At 47.0% G+C, this 22,176-nt stretch carries 17 protein-coding genes and 1 tRNA gene; 13 read left to right on the top strand and 5 right to left on the bottom strand.

The genetic code is table 11. The features are described 5' to 3' along the window. Position 1: 1 nt before the first annotated feature. The 4 genes from napA (at position 2) to Q4Q52_RS13680 (ending at position 4,340) form a co-directional block, all read left to right on the top strand. Positions 2–2,491, top strand: a complete 2,490-nt coding sequence (gene napA, locus Q4Q52_RS13695) for a nitrate reductase catalytic subunit NapA (RefSeq protein WP_311990894.1) — start codon at positions 2–4, stop codon at positions 2,489–2,491. A 10-nt stretch (positions 2,492–2,501) separates the two neighbouring features. After that, positions 2,502–2,987: a nitrate reductase cytochrome c-type subunit gene (locus Q4Q52_RS13690; RefSeq protein ID WP_311990861.1), complete on the top strand. Its 486-nt coding sequence runs from the start codon at positions 2,502–2,504 to the stop codon at positions 2,985–2,987. A gap of 8 nt (positions 2,988–2,995) precedes the next feature. Beyond that, positions 2,996–3,583 (top strand): cytochrome c3 family protein, encoded by a 588-nt coding sequence (locus Q4Q52_RS13685; RefSeq protein ID WP_063882789.1) that lies wholly within the window; start codon positions 2,996–2,998, stop codon positions 3,581–3,583. Positions 3,584–3,974: 391 nt separating this feature from the next. Next, positions 3,975–4,340: a DUF1801 domain-containing protein gene (locus Q4Q52_RS13680; RefSeq protein ID WP_311905746.1), complete on the top strand. Its 366-nt coding sequence runs from the start codon at positions 3,975–3,977 to the stop codon at positions 4,338–4,340. Between the two features lie 195 nt (positions 4,341–4,535). Here the strand turns inward: Q4Q52_RS13680 and asnS are convergent, their stop codons facing one another. Further along, positions 4,536–5,936: an asparagine--tRNA ligase gene (gene asnS / locus Q4Q52_RS13675; protein WP_006086433.1), complete on the bottom strand. Its 1,401-nt coding sequence runs from the start codon at positions 5,934–5,936 to the stop codon at positions 4,536–4,538. A gap of 150 nt (positions 5,937–6,086) precedes the next feature. Here asnS and Q4Q52_RS13670 point away from each other — a divergent pair, with 150 nt between their 5' ends. Beyond that, positions 6,087–6,422 (top strand): hypothetical protein, encoded by a 336-nt coding sequence (locus tag Q4Q52_RS13670; RefSeq protein WP_311990860.1) that lies wholly within the window; start codon positions 6,087–6,089, stop codon positions 6,420–6,422. 43 nt (positions 6,423–6,465) lie between these two features. Here Q4Q52_RS13670 and Q4Q52_RS13665 read toward each other — a convergent pair whose 3' ends face one another. Both Q4Q52_RS13665 and pabB read right to left on the bottom strand, forming a co-directional pair. Next, complete coding sequence (locus Q4Q52_RS13665; protein ID WP_311990859.1) at positions 6,466–7,053, bottom strand: CoA pyrophosphatase; 588 nt, start codon at positions 7,051–7,053, stop codon at positions 6,466–6,468. 31 nt (positions 7,054–7,084) lie between these two features. Beyond that, entirely contained in the window at positions 7,085–8,497 is a 1,413-nt protein-coding gene (gene pabB, locus Q4Q52_RS13660) for an aminodeoxychorismate synthase component I (RefSeq protein WP_311990858.1), read from the bottom strand. Between the two features lie 119 nt (positions 8,498–8,616). Between pabB and Q4Q52_RS13655 the strand changes: the two genes are divergently transcribed. The 4 genes from Q4Q52_RS13655 to Q4Q52_RS13640 all read left to right on the top strand — a co-directional run bounded on the left by Q4Q52_RS13655 (position 8,617) and on the right by Q4Q52_RS13640 (position 14,366). Beyond that, entirely contained in the window at positions 8,617–10,161 is a 1,545-nt protein-coding gene (locus tag Q4Q52_RS13655; protein ID WP_311990857.1) for a fumarate hydratase, read from the top strand. A gap of 322 nt (positions 10,162–10,483) precedes the next feature. Next, positions 10,484–12,535, top strand: coding sequence for a S9 family peptidase (locus tag Q4Q52_RS13650; protein WP_311990856.1), 2,052 nt, complete (start codon positions 10,484–10,486; stop codon positions 12,533–12,535). 274 nt (positions 12,536–12,809) lie between these two features. Beyond that, positions 12,810–13,268, top strand: coding sequence for a GNAT family N-acetyltransferase (locus Q4Q52_RS13645; RefSeq protein WP_311990855.1), 459 nt, complete (start codon positions 12,810–12,812; stop codon positions 13,266–13,268). A gap of 162 nt (positions 13,269–13,430) precedes the next feature. After that, complete coding sequence (locus Q4Q52_RS13640) at positions 13,431–14,366, top strand: M14 family metallocarboxypeptidase (protein ID WP_311990854.1); 936 nt, start codon at positions 13,431–13,433, stop codon at positions 14,364–14,366. A gap of 237 nt (positions 14,367–14,603) precedes the next feature. Here the strand turns inward: Q4Q52_RS13640 and adhE are convergent, their stop codons facing one another. Beyond that, a complete protein-coding gene (gene adhE / locus Q4Q52_RS13635; protein WP_006081419.1) occupies positions 14,604–17,207 on the bottom strand; it encodes a bifunctional acetaldehyde-CoA/alcohol dehydrogenase in 2,604 nt (867 codons plus the stop codon). 318 nt (positions 17,208–17,525) lie between these two features. On the opposite strand from adhE, the gene Q4Q52_RS13630 reads away from it, so the two are divergent. From Q4Q52_RS13630 to Q4Q52_RS13620, 3 genes are all read left to right on the top strand, one after another. Further along, complete coding sequence (locus tag Q4Q52_RS13630) at positions 17,526–18,158, top strand: YchE family NAAT transporter (RefSeq protein ID WP_006081420.1); 633 nt, start codon at positions 17,526–17,528, stop codon at positions 18,156–18,158. A 288-nt stretch (positions 18,159–18,446) separates the two neighbouring features. Further along, positions 18,447–20,441 (top strand): nitrate- and nitrite sensing domain-containing protein, encoded by a 1,995-nt coding sequence (locus Q4Q52_RS13625; RefSeq protein WP_311990853.1) that lies wholly within the window; start codon positions 18,447–18,449, stop codon positions 20,439–20,441. A 213-nt stretch (positions 20,442–20,654) separates the two neighbouring features. Next, positions 20,655–20,742: transfer RNA gene (locus Q4Q52_RS13620), tRNA-Ser, on the top strand. A gap of 295 nt (positions 20,743–21,037) precedes the next feature. Here the strand turns inward: Q4Q52_RS13620 and Q4Q52_RS13615 are convergent. Continuing rightward, positions 21,038–21,418, bottom strand: coding sequence for a helix-turn-helix domain-containing protein (locus tag Q4Q52_RS13615; protein ID WP_220592854.1), 381 nt, complete (start codon positions 21,416–21,418; stop codon positions 21,038–21,040). Between the two features lie 89 nt (positions 21,419–21,507). Between Q4Q52_RS13615 and Q4Q52_RS13610 the strand changes: the two genes are divergently transcribed. Next, on the top strand, positions 21,508–21,993 hold the full coding sequence (locus Q4Q52_RS13610; protein WP_220592855.1) for a DUF2938 domain-containing protein: 486 nt from the start codon (positions 21,508–21,510) through the stop codon (positions 21,991–21,993). Positions 21,994–22,176 lie beyond the last annotated feature (183 nt).

Below are 22,176 nucleotides of genomic sequence, written 5' to 3'. Positions count from 1 at the left end.
TATGAACAGACGTGACTTTATTAAGGCCAACGCGGTGATCGCCGCTGCAGGGGCCGCAGGTTTAGCTTTGCCCGCTGGCGCAAGTAACCTGATAACCAGCTCAGAACAAACCAAATTAGAGTGGAACAAGGCTCCATGCCGTTTCTGTGGTACGGGCTGCTCTGTGATTGTCGCCACTCGCGACGGCAAAGTGGTGGCCACCCACGGCGATGCCAACAGTGAAGTGAACCGTGGCCTTAACTGTATCAAGGGTTATTTCCTGTCGAAAATCATGTATGGCAGCGATCGCTTAACCACGCCCATGCTACGAATGACCGATGGCAAATACGACAAGCACGGCGAGTTTTCGCCGATAAGCTGGGACAGCGCCTTCGACATCATGGCGCAAAAATGGAAAGAGACCATTAAAGCCAAGGGCCCAACCGCTGTGGGCATGTTTGGTTCGGGCCAATGGACAGTGTGGGAAGGTTACGCCGCCGTTAAGTTGATGAAGGCGGGCTTTGGCTCTAACAATATCGACCCTAATGCGCGTCATTGTATGGCGTCGGCCGTGGTCGGTTTTATGCGCACTTTCGGTATCGATGAGCCAATGGGCTGCTATGACGATATGGAAGCCGCCGATGCGTTTGTGCTTTGGGGCTCGAACATGGCCGAAATGCACCCGATCCTGTGGAGCCGAGTGACCGACAGACGCTTGAGTGAACCTCATGTCAGAGTGGCCGTGTTATCGACTTTCCAGCATCGCTCCTTCGATCTGGCAGATTTACCGATAGTGTTCACCCCGCAAACCGATTTAGCCATGTTGAACTTTATTGCTAACTATATTATTCAAAACGATAAAGTGAACTGGGATTTCGTGAAGAAACACGTAAATTTCCGCCAAGGCACGACTGATATCGGCTACGGTTTACGTCCGACTCATCCGCTTGAACAGAAAGCCAAAAACGTCAAAACGGCGGGTGATTCAACGCCAATCGATTTTGAAGCCTTCAAAGCCTTTGTTGCCGAATACACAGTCGAGAAAGTCAGTAAACTGTCTGGCGTGCCAGAAGATAAACTGATCGAACTGGCGAAGCTGTATGCTGATCCTAATACGAAAGTGACGTCATTCTGGACCATGGGCTTTAACCAACATACCCGTGGTGTGTGGTGTAACAACCTGATTTACAACATCCATTTATTAACAGGTAAGATTTCTACCCCTGGCAACAGTCCGTTCTCGCTGACAGGTCAGCCATCGGCCTGTGGCACGGCCCGTGAAGTCGGGACTTTCTCTCACCGTTTACCTGCGGACATGGTGGTGACCAATCCCGAACACAGAAAACGTGCCGAAGAAACGTGGAAAATTCCAAGCGGTATCATTCCACCTAAACCCGGTTATCATGCTGTCGAGCAAAATCGCCGCCTGAAAGACGGTGACTTGAACTGCTATTGGGTGCAAGTGAACAACAATATGCAGGCGGGGCCGAACATTAACGAAGAAGGGCTACCGGGTTACCGTAACCCTGCCAACTTTATCGTGGTATCAGATGCTTATCCTACAGTCACTACTCAAGCTGCCGATTTGATCTTGCCCACTGCTATGTGGGTTGAGAAAGAGGGGGCTTACGGTAATGCCGAGCGCCGTACTCAGTTCTGGCATCAAATGGTGCAAGCGCCGGGCGAGTCGCATTCGGATCTGTGGCAGCTGATGGAGTTTGCGAAACGTTTCACTACAGATGAAGTGTGGCCCAAGGATGTATTAGCGGCGAACCCTGAGTTCAAAGGCAAAACGCTTTTCGAAGTCCTGTATCAAAATGGCCAGGTCGATAAGTTTCCGTTGGCCGATGCCGATCCTAAGTATCTGAACGATGAAGCGAAACATTTTGGCTTCTATGTGCAAAAAGGTCTGTTTGAAGAGTACGCCTCCTTTGGCCGTGGTCATGGTCATGACTTAGCGCCGTTTGATGCCTATCACGAGGCCCATGGTCTGCGTTGGCCTGTGGTGGATGGCAAGGAAACCAAGTGGCGTTTCCGTGAGGGTAGCGATCCTTATGTTAAAGCAGGTAAGGGTTTTGAGTTTTACGGTAAACCAGATGGCCGTGCGGTGATATTTGCGCTGCCCTATGAACCCGCCGCTGAGTCGCCAGACGAAGAATATGATATTTGGTTATCGACGGGCCGAGTACTGGAACATTGGCATTCGGGTTCTATGACCCAACGTGTGCCTGAGCTTTATCGTGCTTTCCCTGATGCTGTGTGTTTTATGCATCCAGAAGATGCCAAGAAACGCGGTTTGCGCCGTGGTGACGAAATTCGTGTGGTGTCACGACGGGGTGAAATTAAGACCCGAGTTGAAACCCGTGGCCGTAATAAACCGCCTGTGGGCTTAGTGTTTGTGCCTTGGTTTGATGCTAGCCAGCTCATTAATAAAGTCACATTAGATGCGACAGATCCCTTGTCAAAACAAACTGACTTTAAAAAATGTGCGGTGAAGATCGTCAAGGTTTAAGGAGAACACGATGAAAACCCTAAAATTAGTTTCAGCGATCGGTTTACTGGCCTTTGGCGCATTAATGATGACAAGTGTATCTGCCGCCAGTATTCCCGAAGATAAAATTGATACCCTGCGCCAAGCGCCTATCAATGTCGAGCCGACGCCGCCAGCGATGCAAAACGTGCGTAATACCGATGTGAAGGAAGTGCGTAACTATCCCATGCAGCCGCCCGTGATCCCGCACAAAATTGACGGCTATCAGCTCGATCTTAAAGTGAATAAGTGTATGGCCTGTCATGCTCGCAGTCGCATCGGGGATTCCCAAGCACCTATGGTCAGTATCACGCACTATATGGACAGGGATAATAACTTCTTAGCCGAATTATCGCCGCGTCGATATTTCTGTACTCAGTGTCATGTGCCGCAGTTAGATGCCAAATTACTGGTCGAAAACGACTTTGTAGACATGGAACATCTGATCAAAACCAACGCTGAGCAGAAAAAACACTAGGAGTTAGCATGTTAGATAAACTGAAAAAAATCTGGCAGGTACTCAATCGTCCGAGTGTGCATTACAGTTTAGGTTTTTTGACCTTAGGTGGCTTTGTGGCTGGGGTGATTTTCTGGGGCGGCTTTAACACTGCCCTTGAAGCTACCAACAAGGAAGCCTTCTGTATCGGTTGCCATGAGATGGAAAATAACGTCTATCAAGAGTTACAGACAACGATTCATTTCACTAACCGCAGTGGTGTGCGGGCAACCTGCCCAGATTGCCATGTACCACATAACTGGACAGATAAGATCGCCCGTAAGATGCAGGCATCTAAGGAAGTGTGGGGTAAGGTTTTCGGCACGATTAACACCCGAGAAAAGTTTGAAAGTAAACGACGTGAGTTAGCTGAACATGAATGGGAAAGATTAAAAGCCAATGACTCGCTCGAGTGCCGTAACTGCCATAACTTCACTTATATGGATTTTACCCGCCAGTCACCTAGAGCGTCACAGATGCACTCAACGTCACTGGCGAGCGGAGAAAAGACCTGTATCGACTGCCACAAGGGGATTGCTCACCATCTCCCTGATATGGAAGGTGTGAAGGGATTTTAAGCTGAATCGTTCCCCGTGTTGCTTAGCGTGACTTTGTTTTGTGTAATCGTGACTTAGTTTTGTGTAGTTTAGTCTCGTTTAACTTAGCGTTGGTTAGTGTTAGTAAGTGTGACTTAGTGCGGCTAAATGTTTATTAGCCATCTCCAGCCAAAGGCCAAGCATAGTGATGCTTGGCCTTTTTATTGATTGTAATGGCACCGTGGCATAGTGACCTAAAGCCGTACTTGGTATGCTGAATTAAGGTTTAATCAATTAATTGTGTTACCGAGCAGCTAATGGCGTTTTATTCACTTCACGGCTCAGGATACAATCAGCAAAGAATCGTTATTGGATGATAAAGAGGTCGTGATAGAAGGCCGCTATGGAAAATGCTATTACGCAGGAGGCGATGATGAATGGACAACTTGAAAAACTCTTAGAAGACATTGGTTTTATGAGCCCGAGCTTGCTTGAAATTGTGCAGGGCGTGCGCCAAACCGTTAACGCCACTGCAGACGCATCCTCGCTCGATATCACTGAAACGGTGAAGTACGGCGGAATACTCTTTAGCGCAAAGAGCGCTTTTGGTGGGGTGTTTGCCTATAAGCAGCATGTGTCATTGGAGTTTAGTTTGGGCGCAAACTTTAGCGATCCACACAAGGTGCTCGAAGGCAGTGGCAAATTTCGCCGCCATATCAAGTTAACCTCAATGGATGAAATCGCAGCCAAACACGTGGCGGAATATATCACGCAGGCGCTGTATCAAGCGGATAAGTAACAAGTGGATTAGTATCTGCGAATGAGTGGCTGTTTCGCCGCATGATGTTAGTAAGGTCATGATAACTGCTCATAGCATGAGTCCAGCATGTTAGCAAAAACGCAGAAACAAAAAAGGAGCTGAATAGTCAGCTCCTTTCGTTTTGCTAAGGTTTAATAGAGATGTCTTAGCAATGCAGTCCCTAGTTAAGGGATATTAGAAGTTCGCAGTGCGCGGCGCACGTGGGAATGGGATAACATCACGAATGTTGTTAACGCCCGTCACGTAAGACACTAAACGCTCAAACCCTAGACCAAAACCTGCATGTGGCACTGTGCCATAACGGCGCATATCACGGTACCACCAGTAATCTTCTTGGTTCAGATCCATTTCGGCTAGACGCATATCTAGCACGTCTAAACGCTCTTCACGTTGAGAGCCACCGATGATCTCACCAATACCTGGGGCTAACACGTCCATCGCGGCAACGGTTTTACCGTCATCGTTTAAGCGCATGTAGAAGGCCTTGATATCTTTCGGGTAGTTCTTCACTACCACAGGGGCTTTGAAGTGTTCTTCGGCTAAGTAACGCTCATGCTCAGAAGATAAATCGATGCCCCAAGACACAGGGAACTCGAAGGTTCTGCCACAGTTTTGCAGAATTTCAACCGCATCCGTGTAATCCACTTGAGCAAAATCGCTTGAAACGAAAGATTGCAGACGGTCGATCACTGTCTTATCAACGTGTTGGGCGAAGAAAGTTAAATCGTCCATACGCTCAGTCAATACGGCATTGAACGCGTATTTCAACATAGCTTCGGCAAGGCCTGCGATGTCGTTTAAGTTAGCGAAGGCGACTTCAGGCTCAACCATCCAAAATTCCGCTAAGTGGCGGCTGGTGTTTGAGTTTTCAGCACGGAAAGTCGGGCCAAAGGTATACACTTTTGACAGTGCACAGGCGTAGGTTTCAGCGTTCAACTGGCCAGATACGGTTAGGAAAGCTTCTTTACCGAAGAAATCTTTATCGTAATCGACTTTCCCTGCATCAGTACGTGGCAGGTTTTCCATATCTAAGGTCGATACGCGGAACATTTCACCTGCGCCTTCACAGTCAGAGGCGGTGATAAGTGGGGTAGATACCCAAATAAAGCCTTCTTCGTGGTAGAAGCGGTGAATCGCTTGGGATAAACAGTTACGCACGCGGGCAACGGCACCAATAATGTTAGTGCGTGGGCGTAAATGTGCTAATTCGCGTAAATGTTCAATTGAGTGACGCTTAGCGGCCATTGGGTAAGTGTCTGGATCATCAACCCAGCCCGCGACTTCAAGTTCAGTCACTTGCAGTTCAAATGCTTGACCTGCGCCTGGAGATTCCACCACGTCGCCTGTCATCACAACAGAACAACCCGCAGTTAGCTTTAACACTTCGTTGTCGTAATTATCTAAGCTATTGGGCACGACGCCTTGGATAGGATTAAAGCAAGAGCCGTCATAAACAGCTAAAAAAGAGATGCCGGCTTTAGAGTCACGACGGGTTCTGACCCAGCCACGCACTGTGACTTTAGAACCGACGGCGTGCTCACCTTTAAATACAGATGCGACAGATGCGATGCTCATTGTTGCTTAATTCTCCAACGAAACGTTTTATATGAAAATTTTGGAGGTTTATATTACCTTGCTGGTGGCTTTTCTCAAGCTGAAAAAGGTATCCTGAGGTTAATAATATCGATATTGGGCGATATAGTGAGTTAAACGGCGGGAGGCGGTATGAGCAAGACTAGAATATTTCAAATTATCCTTGCGGCCTTATCCATTTTAGGCTGGGCAATTGCCGTCTATGCGCTATTAGTGTTTGGTGACGCGAGACCCGATCGCGAAGTTGGCGATTATTTAAGCCGCGGTGCGACATTTAGAGTTCATTGGGATCCACATGAAACCCAGTTATTGCAGTATTTGATTTGGGCCTGTGGCTGCATTAGTTTGGTCAGTTTAGCGTTTAATTTTTATGTCGCCCAACACAGTCGCATGGGCTATTGGTTTAACATTCCCATGTTGCTGTTAACCTCGATTGTCGCCGGTTTGTATATCCACTTGGTGGTTTAAGCAAGCCAGTTGGCTCGTAGCGGTTTCGCTATGGCAAATGAAGTCAGAGAATATCGGCAGGAATGCTTAACTGGCGGCACAAATGGTCGATAATGGCGGCGGTCGCGCCCCAAATAAAACGTTGTTGATAGGGAATAAAATGCACGCTGTAGTAGCGTCCTTGGCGTAAAAAGCGTTTTTGGTGGCGATTATTCGGCTCAATAAAAAAGCTTAATGGCACAGTAAAGCAATCTGCAACTTCACCAGGATCGAGTTTCCAATCAAATGCCTGCTTGATAATGCCGACCACGGGGGTGATTTCAAATCCGGTAAAAGTATTGTGGGCCGGAAATGTGCCCACCACATCGACGTTATGCCGCGATAATCCTATTTCCTCTTCTGCTTCCCTTAACGCCGCCGCAATTGCATCGACATCATGGGGCTCAATTTTACCACCGGGGAAACTGATCTGCCCCGGATGGGCGCGAAGGTGCATGGGTCTTTGGGTTAAAATCAGATTCAGTTCACCGTTGATATCCTGCAGTGGGATCAACACCGCAGCTTTGCGCAGTCCAAGGTGTGGGAAGGCCGCCGGATCTTGCAGCGCTAAAGGGTGCAGATTAAATCTGAGTCTAAATTCCGCTTGATCCATCGAGGTTTCCGTGACTGTTTTGTATGAGAGCTTACGGCTTTTGCGGCTCTGCGCCAAGTAAAGGCAAAATTCGACTGATCTTATCAAAGGTTTCTTGGTACTCGGCATTCACTTCAGAATCCGCCACTATGCCGCCGCCCGCCCAGCAATAGAGTTTCCCCTGCTCAGCCACAATAGTGCGAATGGTGATACTGGTATCCATTTGGCCATCTTGGCTGATATAGCCCATAGAGCCACAGTACAGACTGCGCCGTGAAGGTTCGAGTTCTTCGATAATTTCCATGGCGCGGATTTTCGGTGCGCCAGTAATTGAGCCGCCGGGGAACGCCGCGCGCAGCAAATCGCTGGCGCTGTACTTAGCATCAAGCTTAGCCGTCACTGTACTGACAAGGTGATGCACGGCGGGAAAGCTTTCAATTTCAAACAGATGCGGTACACGTACCGAGCCTGCCGCTGCTACCTTGCCGATATCATTACGCAGCAAATCGACAATCATGACGTTTTCGGCGCGATCCTTTGGCGAGCTGGCAAGGGTGCTCGCGGCTTTGGCGTCGAGCGCGGGATCTGCGTGACGCGGCAGCGTGCCTTTGATGGGTTTAGTCTGAATATCATCACCGCGAAGCTGAATAAAGCGCTCAGGTGAAATCGATAAAATCGCGTTTTGCGGTAACCGCATAAAGGCCGAGAAGGGCGCTTTATTGGCATTGCGCAGTTGGCAGTAAGCCGACCATTCATCGCCTTGATAGCCAGCTTCAAATCTTTGGGTTAAATTTATTTGATAGCAATCGCCGCTGTGCAAATAGGCTTGTACTGCCTCAAATTTGGCGGTGTATTGGCTTTTGTCCATCTGTGCCGCCCATGGGATAGTGAGCATGAATGTAGCTGTATTGGGCTTTTTAGCTATTTTAGCTTGAATTTTATTCAATTCGATATCGAGGGCCGCTTCACCTAAATAATGCAATAAATACCAACACTGGGCTTGGTAATCATAAACTAACGCCCAGTCGTAAAAGCCGATGTTCATCTCTGGCAGTTGAATATCTTGCTGAGCGCTTGTTGGCAGGGATTCGATGCGACGGCCTAAGTCGTAACTAAAGCTGCCCATGGCGCCGCCACTGAAGGGCAGATTGCAATCAAAAGATTTTGAATACCAATGATTTAATAAAGTGTTGAGCAGGTCGAAGGGATCACGGTTTGGGTCCATCGCCTCGGGTAAGCTCAAGCTCGTATCGATGAGGTTTATATCGCTACGCTCACCCTGAGTCACTATTGTTGCGATGGGATTGGCGCAAATGACGTCGAATCTGGCGTCCTGATGTGGCGCGTTCGCCGAATCTAACAGGATTGCCCATGGGTCATTGGCAAAGTGTTCGAAGAGTGCTGCGGTGCTTAATGTCCAGTCAAGTTGGCGTGATGCAAGCTGTTTTGACGCCCTAATTGCCATCGATTAACCCTATTCAAAATGTGATGTAGCCCAAAAAGATGGGAAAGAGTATCATATTGGCCCAGAAAGAATTAAACAAAAATAAGTTAGGCCGCAAAGGCTGCTGGAGCGCTCCTACTATGTCATCTAACCATGAAATGTCTGTCAATTCTGTGATTAAGCAAGCCGACTTTATTGAAAGTGTGGCGGATGCTTTGCAATACATCTCCTATTACCACCCGAAGGATTTTGTGGATGCCATGAGCCAAGCTTATGAGCGTGAACAAAGTGCGGCGGCGAAGGATGCCATTGCCCAGATCTTAATTAACTCCCGTATGTCGGCCGAAGGCAAGCGTCCTCTGTGTCAAGACACTGGGATTGTCACCACCTTCGTTAAAGTGGGTATGGGTGTCCAATGGGACAAAACCGATATGACAATTCAGGAAATGATCGACGAAGGTGTTCGTCGTGCTTATACCAATCCCGATAACCCACTGCGTGCATCAATCGTGTCAGATCCTGCGGGCAGCCGTAAAAATACCAAAGATAACACGCCATCTGTGGTGCATATCGACATGGTGCCAGGCAACCACATCGAAGTAGCGATTGCGGCCAAAGGCGGCGGCAGTGAAAACAAAGCTAAGATGGTGATGTTAAACCCATCTGATGATATCGCCGCTTGGGTAGAAAAAACGCTACCGACTATGGGGGCGGGCTGGTGTCCACCGGGTATGCTGGGTATAGGTATTGGCGGTACGGCAGAAAAAGCCGCCGTATTAGCCAAAGAAGCGCTGATGGAAAGCGTGGATATCCATGAGTTGATGGCCCGTGGCGCGCAAACGACCGAAGAAAAGCTGCGTTTAGACATTTTTGAGCGCGCGAACAACTTAGGCATAGGTGCCCAAGGTCTTGGCGGTTTAACCACAGTGTTAGACGTTAAAATCAAATCGGCGCCAACCCACGCGGCTTCAAAGCCTGTGGTGATGATCCCTAATTGTGCAGCGACTCGCCACGTACATTTCCATTTAGATGGCTCAGGTCCTGCTGAATTGACGCCACCATCATTGTCAGATTGGCCAGAAATCACCCGTGAAGTGGGTGATGATGTGCGCCGTGTTAACTTAGATACTGTGACCCAAGCGGATATCGAGCAGTGGCAGAGCGGTGAAACCATTCTGCTGAGCGGTAAAATGCTCACAGGTCGTGATGCTGCCCATAAGCGCATTCAAAGCCTGATTGAAAGTGGTGAAGGTCTGCCAGAAGGCGTGGACTTTACGGGTAAATTTATTTACTACGTTGGCCCCGTTGATCCAGTCGGTGCTGAAGTTGTCGGTCCTGCGGGCCCAACCACGGCAACCCGTATGGATAAATTCACTGACTTAATGTTAGAGAAAACTGGCTTGATGGGCATGATAGGTAAAGCTGAGCGCGGCCCTGCGACAGTTGAATCAATCAAAAAGCACAAAGCGGTATATCTGATGGCCGTTGGCGGCGCAGCGTATCTAGTGTCTAAAGCGATTAAACATTCTCGCGTCGTGGCCTTTGCTGATTTAGGCATGGAAGCGATTTACGAGTTTGACGTGCAAGATATGCCAGTGACTGTGGCTGTGGATTCAAATGGCGTGAACGCCCATGAAACTGGCCCAGCAATTTGGAAAGTGAATATCGCCAACGCGAAAGCCTAAGTTGGAGTGAAGCTAAGGTCTTAGCGGATTGAACTTGATGGCTTTTTAAGCAAAGCCGTTTAAATTTACGCTCTGATATCGATTGCTTCGGTAATCTGATATCAGTTCCTTAGACAAATCATTGCGCCACTGACATTTTGTCACAAAAAAATACGCTCAGGTTCGCCATTTGGCTTGCCTGAGCGTTTTTGTTTCGATAGTGTGGCAAGCTTATCTTCAAAAGATACGATCTCAGATCGTTTTTAACATTCGTGTTTGCAGCAATGATGATTATCGAATATTTGCAAGCCTCGAACCTGTTCAACAAAAGACGGACATAACAATGAAAATAGCTCCTCTCCTATTGGCGCTCGGCGCCGCAGGGTTGGCGTTATCAGCCCAAGCGGCCGATCCAACGCCTTTTACTGTGCAACAACTCATTAAACTCAATAAGATGCATTCTGCGACTGTGTCTCACGATGGCACTAAATTAGTTTATGGTCTTAAAACGGTAAACGATAAGGGAGAGGGAAGCTCTGATCTGTATCTATTGGATCTGACTGACACGAAAGCGAAACCGTTACAACTGACCTCTGCTGCGGGCACTGAGCACGATGTGAGTTTCGCCACTGACGACAAATCGATTTATTTCCTTGCCGGTCGTAGCGGTTCAAGCCAGCTATTCCAACTGCCATTAACGGGCGGTGAAGCGGTTCAAGTTTCTGATTTGCCTTTGGATATAGATGGTTACAAACTATCAAACGACGGTAAACAAGTTGTACTCAGCATGCGTGTATTCCCAGAGTGTAAGGATTTAGCCTGTTCAAAGGATAAATTTACCGCTGAATCTGAGCGTAAATCGACGGGTCGCGAATACAAGCAGTTAATGGTTCGCCATTGGGATACGTGGGAAGATCATGCCCGTAGCCACTTATTTGTTGGCGCAGTCAACGGTGAGAAACTGACTAAAGTGGTTGATGTCACCCAAGGTTTAGACACTGAAACGCCGCCAAAACCATTCTCGGGTATGGAAGAAGTGACCTTCACCCCAGACGGTAAGTTCGTCGTTTATAGCGCTAAAGCGCCGAGCAAAGATCAAGCTTGGACCACTAACTATGATTTGTGGCAAGTGCCAGTCACGGGCGGCACTGCAACCAACTTAACCAAAGACAATCTCGCATGGGATGCACTGCCAACGTTTTCGAGCGATGGTCGTTACATGGCCTATTTAGCGATGAAGAAGCCGGGTTTTGAAGCGGATCGTTACGGCATCATGCTGCGCGATACTACCACAGGCCAAACTAAAGAAGTGGCGCCATTGTGGGATCGTAGCCCAAGTTCACTGATGTTTGCCCCTGACAATCGTACCTTATATGTCACGGCGCAAGACATAGGCCAAGTGTCTATTTTCCAAGTGAATACACAATTTGGCGATGTGCGTTCTATCTACAGCGATGGCACGAACAGCTTAATTGCGGTCACTAATGATGAACTGATTTTCGACAGCAAAACCTTAGTTGAGCCGGGCGATCTCTACAGTATCACCACAGATGGTCAAGGGCTTAAGCGTCTGACCGAAGTGAACAAAGACAAGCTGGCCGAGATCAAGTTCGGTAAGTTTGAACAGTTCAGCTTCAAGGGTTGGAATAACGAAGACGTCTACGGTTACTGGATCAAACCGGCTAACTTCCAAGAAGGTAAAAAATACCCGATTGCCTACTTAGTGCATGGCGGACCGCAGGGTTCATTTGGTAATGCCTTCAGCGGTCGTTGGAACGCGCAGTTATGGGCGGGTGCAGGCTATGGTGTTGTTATGGTGGATTTCCACGGCTCTACCGGTTACGGCCAAGCCTTTACGGATTCTATCAGCCAAGATTGGGGCGGTAAGCCATTAGAAGATCTGCAAAAAGGCCTAGCGGCAGTAAGCCAACAACAAAAATGGCTCGATCCGCAAAACGCCTGTGCGCTCGGTGGTTCTTACGGCGGCTACATGATGAACTGGATCCAAGGTAACTGGAACGATGGTTTCAAGTGTCTTGTTGATCACGCAGGTCTGTTCGATATGCGTTCTATGTACCATGTGACCGAAGAGTTATGGTTCCCTGAGTATGAATTTGGCGGTACTTACTCAGATAACAAAGCCTTATATGAGAAGTTTAACCCAGTGAATTATGTTGAAAACTGGAAAACGCCCATGTTAGTGATCCACGGCGAGAAAGACTTCCGTGTTCCTTATGATCAAGGTTTAGCGGCATTTAGCTTTATGCAGCGTAAAGGTATTCCATCTGAGTTGTTGATTTTCCCAGATGAAAACCATTGGATCCTAAAACCTGAAAACCTAGAGCAATGGTACGCCAATGTATTCCGTTGGATGGACCGCTGGACTAAGCAGTAACTGCCAGCACAATAACAGACTGTTGAATGACAGACTGTTTAATAACAAACAGTGAATGACAGTGTAATAAAAGACGTAAGGCTCGCCCTGATAGGGTTATCATCGGCGAGTCGTTGGATGCGATTGATTATTGAAGTGTTTTAAGCAGAGCGCTTTAAAGAAGCTAAGCGTTTGCAATTAAGCACTCTTGTTCAGCGTTTTAACAAAGCCAGAACTCTGTTCTGGCTTTTTATTGCGCCATGTAATGGTTTTAATTTTTAATCAAGGAGTTGAGATGAATATTCGAGCCGCAACCTTAACTGATATCCCTGAAATAAGCGTATTGCTCACTCAATTAACCCAAGATTTTATTGCCCCAACTTGCACAGCAGAGGGCGCTACAATTTTAGTTAATGCCATGTCGATAGAAGCGATTGGTAGCTACTTTGCTATGGGTTATCAGTACCATGTCGCCATAATGGACCCGGGCCAACTCGCAGGCGTAGTGGGAATGAAGGCGAATAGCCACTTATACCATCTTTTTGTCGCCTCCCATGCGCAGGGGCAAGGCGTGGCGCGAATGTTGTGGGAACATGCCAAAGCTCAGTGTGTAGCTCAAGGCAATCCGGGCGTATTTACCGTGAACTCCGCGCTGAATGCGCAGGCTGTGTACTTAGGCTTTGGCTTTGTGCCCCTTGGACCCGAGCGAGAACGCGGTGGCATCCGTGATATTCCCATGCAGCTGACGCTTTAGGTTGACTGCACTTATTTATCATCCAAACACGAGCACTATCATTCGACTGAATAGCACTTCAACGAAAAAGCTTGAGCGAAAAGAACTTGAACGAACAGAACTTGAATAAAAAGAGCTTGAATAAAAAGAATTTTACCGAATAGAACTAAAAATAGAGGAATTATGGCAAATTTAACATTTTATCCCATCGGCACCGCTGGCGAGAAATGGGGCGAGGCTGAAAAAGCCGCATGGCTTGCGAGCACCCAAATCAAGCGTTCATATCAAGACGATGTCGTGACGCCACTCAAGGCGATGGAAGAAGAGCTGTCTACGCTTGGGCTTGCCATTGTGCAATATGGCGCTTTGTCGATTAACGCCGAGCGTTACCCATTATTTGCGGTAAAAAGCCAACAATTTGATCCACAAAAGCCAACCGTGCTGGTGACTGGCGGCGTGCATGGTTACGAGACCAGCGGTGTGCATGGCGCATTGGCCTTTTTAACGAATGAAGTGGCGAATTACGTGCAACGGGTGAATTTAGTGGTTGCCGTATGTGTGAGTCCTTGGGGTTATGAGACGATTAATCGCTGGAATCCAAAGGCTATCGATCCAAACCGTTCGTTCTATGCCAATAGCCCTGCAGAAGAATCGGCGGCCTTGATGGCTTTAGTTGCTTCAGTTGAGCAAGGTTTTGAAGTGCATGTGGATTTACATGAAACCACAGATTCAGATGAATTAGAGTTTCGCCCAGCGCTGTGCGCCCGTGATGGCATTGAATATGACAAAGGCACTATCCCAGATGGCTTTTATGCTGTGGGTGATACCGAACATTCAATGGATGCTTTCCAAAAAGCCATTATCGATGGCGTGAGCAAAGTGACGCACATTGCTCCAGCCGACGAGAAAGGCGAGATCATAGGCTCGACTGTGGTGCAGCACGGAGTGATTAACTACCCGCTTAAGTCATTAGGGCTTTGCAGCAGTGTCACGGGTTGTATCTATAACACCACGACAGAAGTGTACCCAGATAGCCCAACAGCCACGCCTGCCGAATGTAATCTGGCGCAGGTTGCGGCCATAACCAGCGCCATCGATTATGTACTGGCGCAGCGTTAGTCGCAGTTTGTTGTAATGCTCAGCTAAGTGGTGATTAGCTTAGTGATCGTAAGTTGAGTGATGCCCAGTTGAGTTAGCGGCTAGTGAAGTGATTTTACGTGCGATCGATTAATGCATCGACTCCTTAATTAGATCATTCACTGAACATCACGCAGTAAAAAGCCCTCATTCGAGGGCTTTTTCATTTATGTCGCGCTACGTTTATTTAGCACGCGCTTAGCATAGTTAGGCGATTGCCTAGTTGTTATCGCTATAGTCACGGCCATAATAGCTATCGAGGAACAGTTGTTTCAGCTCGTTAATCAATGGGTAACGTGGATTGGCACCGGTACATTGATCATCGAAAGCATCTTCGGCTAATTCATCTAACTTGGCGAGGAAGTCGGCTTCGTTGACGCCGGCTTCTTGGATAGAAGCAGGAATGCCAATCGTCTTCTTGAGGTGTGTGATTTTCTCAAGCAATTTTTCGACTTTTTCTTCATCCGTTTTTCCGCCTAGTTTCAAGTGATCTGCGATGGCAGCATAACGGCACAGGGCTTTTGGCCTGTCGTATTGGCTAAAGGCCGCTTGCTTAGTGGGCAGATCCGTTGCGTTAAAGCGTATTACGTTATTGATCAGTAGCGCATTGGCTAAGCCGTGGGCGAGATGGAACTCGGCGCCCAGTTTGTGCGCCATTGAGTGGCAAATCCCGAGGAAAGCGTTAGCAAAGGCGATACCTGCGATGGTGGCGCCATTGTGGACTTTTTCACGGGCGACAGGTGACTGTGAGCCCAAGTTGTACGCATCGGGTAAATATTTGCACAGTAAGTCGAGGGCTTGCAGTGCTTGGCCGTCGCTATATTCGTTTGCCATCACGCTGACATAGGCTTCAAGAGCATGGGTCACCGCATCTATGCCACCAAAGGCGGTGAGAGATTTGGGCATGTCCATCACTAGGTTAGGATCAACAATCGCCATGTTGGGCGTGAGTTGATAATCGGCAATCGGGTATTTTTTACCGGTAATTTCGTCTGTCACTACCGCAAAAGGGGTGACTTCTGAGCCCGTGCCTGAGGTAGTTGGAATAGCCACCATCATGGCTTTGGTGCCCATTTTAGGGAATTTGTAGATACGTTTACGAATGTCCATAAAACGCAGCGCCAAATCTGCAAAATCCACATCGGGATGCTCGTACATCACCCAAATAATCTTCGCCGCATCCATTGGCGAGCCGCCGCCGAGCGCAATAATCACATCGGGTTTAAAGCTTTGGGCCACCTTAGCGCCTTGACGGACTATGGCTAGAGTGGGGTCGGCTTCAACATCGTAAAAGATTTCGGTTTCAAGGCCTTGGGCCTTTAAAATCCGCATGGTTTCGTCGCAATAACCGTGGTTAAACAAAAATCTGTCGGTGATGATCAGCGCGCGTTTTTTATCGCTCAGTTCTTCAAGTGCGATGGGTAAACTGCCGCGGCGGAAATAGATAGATGCAGGAAGCTTGTGCCACAACATGTTTTCGGCCCTCTTAGCGACGGTTTTTTTGTTGATCAGATGACTCGGGCCAACGTTTTCTGAAATCGAGTTGCCGCCCCAAGAACCACAACCCAAAGTGAGTGAAGGCGCTAGTTTGAAGTTGTACAGATCGCCAATGCCGCCCTGTGAAGCTGGGGTGTTGATCAAAATACGTGCTGTTTTCATTCTAAAACCAAAGGCATGCACACGTTCAGTTTGGGTATCTTGGTCGGTATAAAGCCCTGAAGTGTGGCCAATGCCGCCAAGTGCGACTAAAGCTTCAGCTTTATCCATGGCATCGTTAAAGTCGATGGCACGATACATGCCAAGCAGTGGCGATAATTTTTCATGGGCGAAGGCTTCGCTGTCGCAAATGTCGGTGACTTCACCAATCAGAACCTTAGTCCAGTGCGGCACTTCAAAGCCGGCCATTTGCGCGATACTGGCGGCGCTTTGGCCAACGATATCGGCATTCAAACCGCCATTTTTTAAAATGACCTGCTGCATCGCCGCGGTTTCATCCTTCGATAGCATGTAGCCACCGTGAGAGATAAAGCGCTCTTTTACTTGCTCATAAATACTGTCAACCACAATCACAGCTTGTTCTGACGCACAAACGACGCCATTATCGAAGGTTTTCGACATTAATATCGAACTGACCGCGCGTTTGATGTCGGCAGTTTCATCGATAACAATAGGCGTGTTACCCGCACCTACGCCAATCGCGGGTTTACCGGAAGAGTATGCGGCTTTCACCATGCCTGGGCCACCGGTTGCGAGGATCAAGTTGACTTTAGGGTGAGTCATTAATTGATTCGACAGTGCAACGCTGGGCTCATCAATCCAGCCAATAATGTCTTTAGGCGCACCCGCAGCTATGGCAGCATCCAGCACTAACTTTGCCGCAGTTGTGGTTGAAACTTTGGCCCTAGGATGGGGCGAGAAGATAATTGCGTTACGGGTTTTAAGGCTGATTAAGGCCTTAAATATCGCGGTCGATGTGGGGTTCGTGGTCGGTACTATGCCACAAATGATACCCACAGGTTCGGCAATGGTGATAGTGCCGAAGGTGACGTCTTCAGATAAAATCCCGCAGGTTTTTTCATCTTTATATTTGTTATAAATGTACTCAGAGGCAAAGTGGTTTTTGATCACTTTGTCTTCAACGACACCCATGCGGGTTTCTGCGGCGGCCATTTTCGCCAGCGAGATACGCGCATCGGCAGCGGCAAGGGCCGCTGCGCGGAAAATTTTATCGACTTGCGCTTGGCTGAATGTCGCATATTCGGCTTGTGCTTTCGCTACACGCTCGACCATGAGATCCAGTTCTTGTGCATTGGTCACTGTCATGATTAATACTCCTAAAAAGATTTAGTGAATCAAGGCATTCACTAAATCTTCTTTATGGTAGAAAATTACACCTAAAGCCGCATTGAAAGTGTGACACCACCGACAATATCGGGCTTTTATGTAATAAAACTACACTTAGGGTAACTTGTTTGTTTAAAATTGCGTTGAAAATGCATCGACTTCGATAACTAAATATTATTCGAAGTTGTGATTTAACCTCAAAAATCTCATTTTTCAGTCAATAGCGCTTGAGATACTATACTTGCCCTCAAGCAAATTTTGATGAAGACGGCGTGACACGCACATAAGGATAGCAACTTGGAGTTAACTCTTTACGTTAAATTTTTTCTTGGCCTCGTTGCCATCATCAACCCAGTCGGGTTGTTGCCTGTGTTTGTGAGCTTAACCAGCCATCAAACTGAAGCTGAGCGGAATCACACGGGTAAAGTGGCTAACTTTGCGGTTGTGGTGATCCTCTTAGTCACGATTGTGGCGGGGCAGCACATTCTGAATATGTTCAGCATTTCTTTATCAGCCTTTAGGATCGCGGGTGGTAGCTTGATCGCCATTATTGCGATGTCGATGTTGCAAGGTAAGTTAGGCGAAGTGAAGCGTAACCAAGAGGAAGACCGCGAATCCTCGGCGATGGAGTCGGTGGCGGTTGTGCCTTTGGCTTTGCCACTGATGGCGGGACCAGGTGCGATCAGTTCGGTGATTGTCTTTGCCGCCGAGCATAATTCATTGTCGAACATCATTGCGATGTTTATTACTGTGATTGTGTTTGGTTTAGTGAGTTTTGGCCTGTTTAGAATGGCATCCATCATCTATAAGATTTTGGGTAAGACGGGGATTAACGTCATTACTCGTCTTATGGGGCTGTTGATGCTATCTATAGGTATTGAAGTGATTGCGGCAGGTGTAAAGGGATTATTCCCGCAGCTCTTTAGCTAGAGTCGTATTACCCCGCAGAATTGAGTTTTTCCTTCTTTTTACGAAACGCATTGGAGTTTATCCTATGCGTTTTTTGTTTTTATCAGTGACTCGTTTTGATGTTTATCCCGCGGTTCACCTTACCCGAAAAGCCAAATCTAACGCTATTGATGAGACATGAAGTAAATCCTCGTTTATTAGAGGATTAACCTGAGTTTTCCCAGAAACCTTAGTCGTTATATGGTTAATCTTATGCTATACCTAGTGTTTGGTTATTTGGTCTAATACTAAGTTTAAAAGGATATTTCTATGAAATGGCAATGGATTGGTAATCTCAGTCTAAAACAAAAATTATTAATGGTTGTCTTACCTCCCTTATTAGCTTGTTTCCTCTGCGGAACCCTTTACCTCATTGAAAAGTATGAATATAAACAAGATTTAACCTTAGTGGTGCAACTGAGTGAGTTGGCTGTAACAAACAGTAACTTAGTGCACGAATTACAAAAAGAGCGCGGAATGAGTGCAGGATTTATCGGCTCAGCAGGAAAAGCCTTCGCTGGTAAAATACCAAGCCAAAGACAGTTAACGGATACGCAGCTTAGTCTCTATCAGCAATTTATCACTCAAAATCAGCTGCCAGCGATATTTGCTCCAAAACTTAAGGAACTTAATTCACAGTTAGGGCGATTAAATTCAATTCGCTCGCAGGTGGACAATTTAACTATCAGCGTCGCCGACGAAGTCGCCTATTACACAGAATTAAATAAGTTACTATTGGCGATAGTCGATGAAACCGCTAAAACTGGCGCTAACCAAGAAATCGCTATCAAAGCCGCAGCCTTTAGTGCCTTTTTGCAATTGAAGGAGAGGGCGGGGATTGAAAGGGCTGTGCTCAGTTCAACCTTCGGCCAAGCCGGATTTAAGCCTAAGGTTTATGCAAAATTTATCACTTTAGTCTCGGAGCAAAATACTTACCAAGAAAGGTTTTTAGCCTTAGCCTCAATGGATTTATCCGCTGCATTTAACCGTTTACAGAGTTCAGCTGCAATGCATGACGTTGAACTGTTACGTCAAATCGCATTTGAGCAAGATAATCAAAAAATTCAACAACAAAGCCCAGAAGATTGGTTTAGTAAATCAACCGCGCGGATTGAGTTATTACGTGAGTATGAGCAGCAGGTCTCAGCTGATTTACTCAAGATCACCCATGAGAGATTATCCTCAGCAAATGAGAAAATGTTCTTAGTGCTCACGACCTTAATCTCAGTATTAGCGATAGTCTTGATACTGAGTTTATCTGTGATCCGCTACTTGCACGACAGTGTGCATCATTTGTATTCGACTATTACACAAGCCCGTAGACATTATGATTTGAGTGTGCGTTTGACTCAAACAAGCTCGGATGAGTTTGGTGAACTTGCCATCGCCTTTAACGACATGATGAGTGATTTTGAAAAGGTTATTCTACATGTGCGTGCTAGCGGCGCGAAACTACAGCAAGCGGTTGCCCAAATGGACCTTTGTACCCACGCCATGGAGCAAGATGTGATGGCGGGTCACAGCGAGGCAGAGCAAGTGGCCTCGGCGATGACTGAAATGAGTGCGACAGTGGCCGAGATTGCCAGCAATGCAGTGCAGGCATCCGAAGCGTCCTCCGCCGCCAATATAGAGGCTAAAGAAGGTAACCTCGAAGTCGGCCGAACCAGTAAAGCGATCAAAGCCTTAGCCGATGATATCAGTGGAGCCTCTAAAGCCATCAACGACTTAGACCGTGAAATTCATGGCATAGTGGTTGTGCTTGAGGTGATCAGCAGTATTGCAGAGCAAACCAATCTACTCGCACTCAATGCCGCGATTGAAGCCGCGCGAGCAGGGGAAATGGGCCGCGGCTTTGCTGTTGTTGCCGATGAAGTCCGCAGTTTGGCACAGCGCTCACAAACCTCGACCTCTGATATTAAAAACATGACAGATAGATTGAAGGCTGGGGCGAGCATTGCGGTAAAAGCCATGGACAGAGGCTTGGCACAGGCGAATAACAGTGTTCATGAAGCCGAGCAAGCGGGCGTTGAACTGAAACGGATTGTGGAGCAAGTCGACATTATTGACCGCATGAACGAGCAAATTGCCACCGCAACCCACGAGCAATCGGCCGTATCCGAAGACGTAAACCGTAATGCATTGAAGATCAGTGAGATTTACCTCAATACCCAAAGGATCTCCGATGAGCTTAGGGAACTGACCAAAGCCCTGACGTTTGACGCGAATTTAATGTCAAAAGAAGTACACAAATTTACCGTCAATTAACGGCATAAAACGGTGAAAAGATTCAGGAAATGACTGCGGTTTGTTTAGCAATTGCGCAACCGCCTGAAACTGAGTCTTTTTTACTTGACCCCCTTTAGGCTTTTGCGTACAGTACCGCTCCGTTAACGATGAAAGCCTTTTGGCAAGGCTATATGAAATCGCTAGCGATTATTAAACGTGAAAGATTAACCACGCTAACATAAATCGACATATGGTGAGGTGTCCGAGTGGCCGAAGGAGCACGCCTGGAAAGTGTGTATACGGTAACGTATCGAGGGTTCGACTCCCTCTCTCACCGCCAAATTAAAGCAAAGGGAATCAGTATCTTACTGGTTCCCTTTGTTGCATCTGGGCAAAAGCTGGGCAAAATCGCCGTTTTGTTCTCCTTCTGTGTCCTTAGTAAAACCAAGCATTTCTGACACTCGATTAGCCATTCTTTGTGAGTCCTTAGGTATCCATTTGCAATAATGTTTTTTAATCATTGTGATATCGCTATGGCCTAATGGTCTTGTAAGCCATCTAAGTGTTATCTAGTTTAAAGATACTACTGCTTTTAAATAGAGCAAGTGATTGATTTCTCTACTTAATCAAAGCTATTAAGGCTTTGCCGACTTCATGAGTTTTTGAAATGAGAGGCAGGCTAAATGATCAGACTGTGGGCAATTCGCGACATGGTTAAGACTATCTCGTATTGCTTTCAGTTGCTTAATTTTTACATCAATATCAGAGGCTTTTTGCGCCAGTAAAGTGCGGTCAATGGCCAATTCATCGGATTCATTAAACATCGTCGTTATTTCGTTTAATGATAAGCCTGCAATACGACCAAGTGTGATGATATTCAATTTATTAATGATCTTAGGGGCATATTGGCGTCTAAGTCCTTTTCTGCCAATGGATTGAATAAGTCCAATTTTTTCATAATATCTCAGTGTTGAAGGAGCTAATCCCGATTCGTGTGAAACATCTGCAATATCCATAAAATGCACTCTTGACTTAAAGTCGACTTCAAGTTGTACCATGCCTGAACTATATCAATCTCAGGAACAAATACAAAGTGGAGTACTCAATGGCAATTTGGCTACAGGCGATGTTAGTGGGCACTGGTGCCACATTAGTGATGGATGTATGGTCATGGTGGCAAAGAAATGTACTTCGTATTCCAACGCTTAACTATGCATTTGTGGGACGTTGGTTTATGTTCATTTACAGAGGCCAGCTGGTTCATCGACCTATTATGGTGACTCCATCAGTGAGAGGAGAAGCTTTTATAGGTTGGTTGCTGCATTATTTGAGCGGTATTATTTTCGCTTTGGTTCATGTAATGATTTTCGGGGATATGTGGTTATCTGAGCCAACGTTAATTCCTGCGCTAGTTACTGGTGTTGTGACCCTAGTGTTCCCTTTTTGTCTCATTCAACCTTGTCTTGGATTCGGGGTTGCTGCAAGTAAAACGCCTTCTCCATGGAAAGCACGTGGGTTAAGTTTGTTGACCCATAGCGTCTATGGTGTCGGCTTATTTACTACAGCCTTAAGCCTTAAATATTTACTCTAATTACTCAAGGTTGTGCAAAACGCCAATCCTTAAGCTTTATTACTTTGCCTGTGCCGATTGATTTCAGTGATCTTGTAGTGCTCAAAGCGGAGTGCATTGTCAGTTGAGTAAGTTTAATGCTGCTTGATACCACCATAATGCGTGTTCACAGAGTTATTGCATCAATGTGAGTGATAACTTTGG

This window comes from Shewanella sp. SP1S2-4, assembly GCF_031932075.1.
Taxonomy (GTDB): Bacteria; Pseudomonadota; Gammaproteobacteria; order Enterobacterales; family Shewanellaceae; genus Shewanella; species Shewanella baltica.
This window is presented reverse-complemented; position numbering and strand designations above follow the sequence as displayed.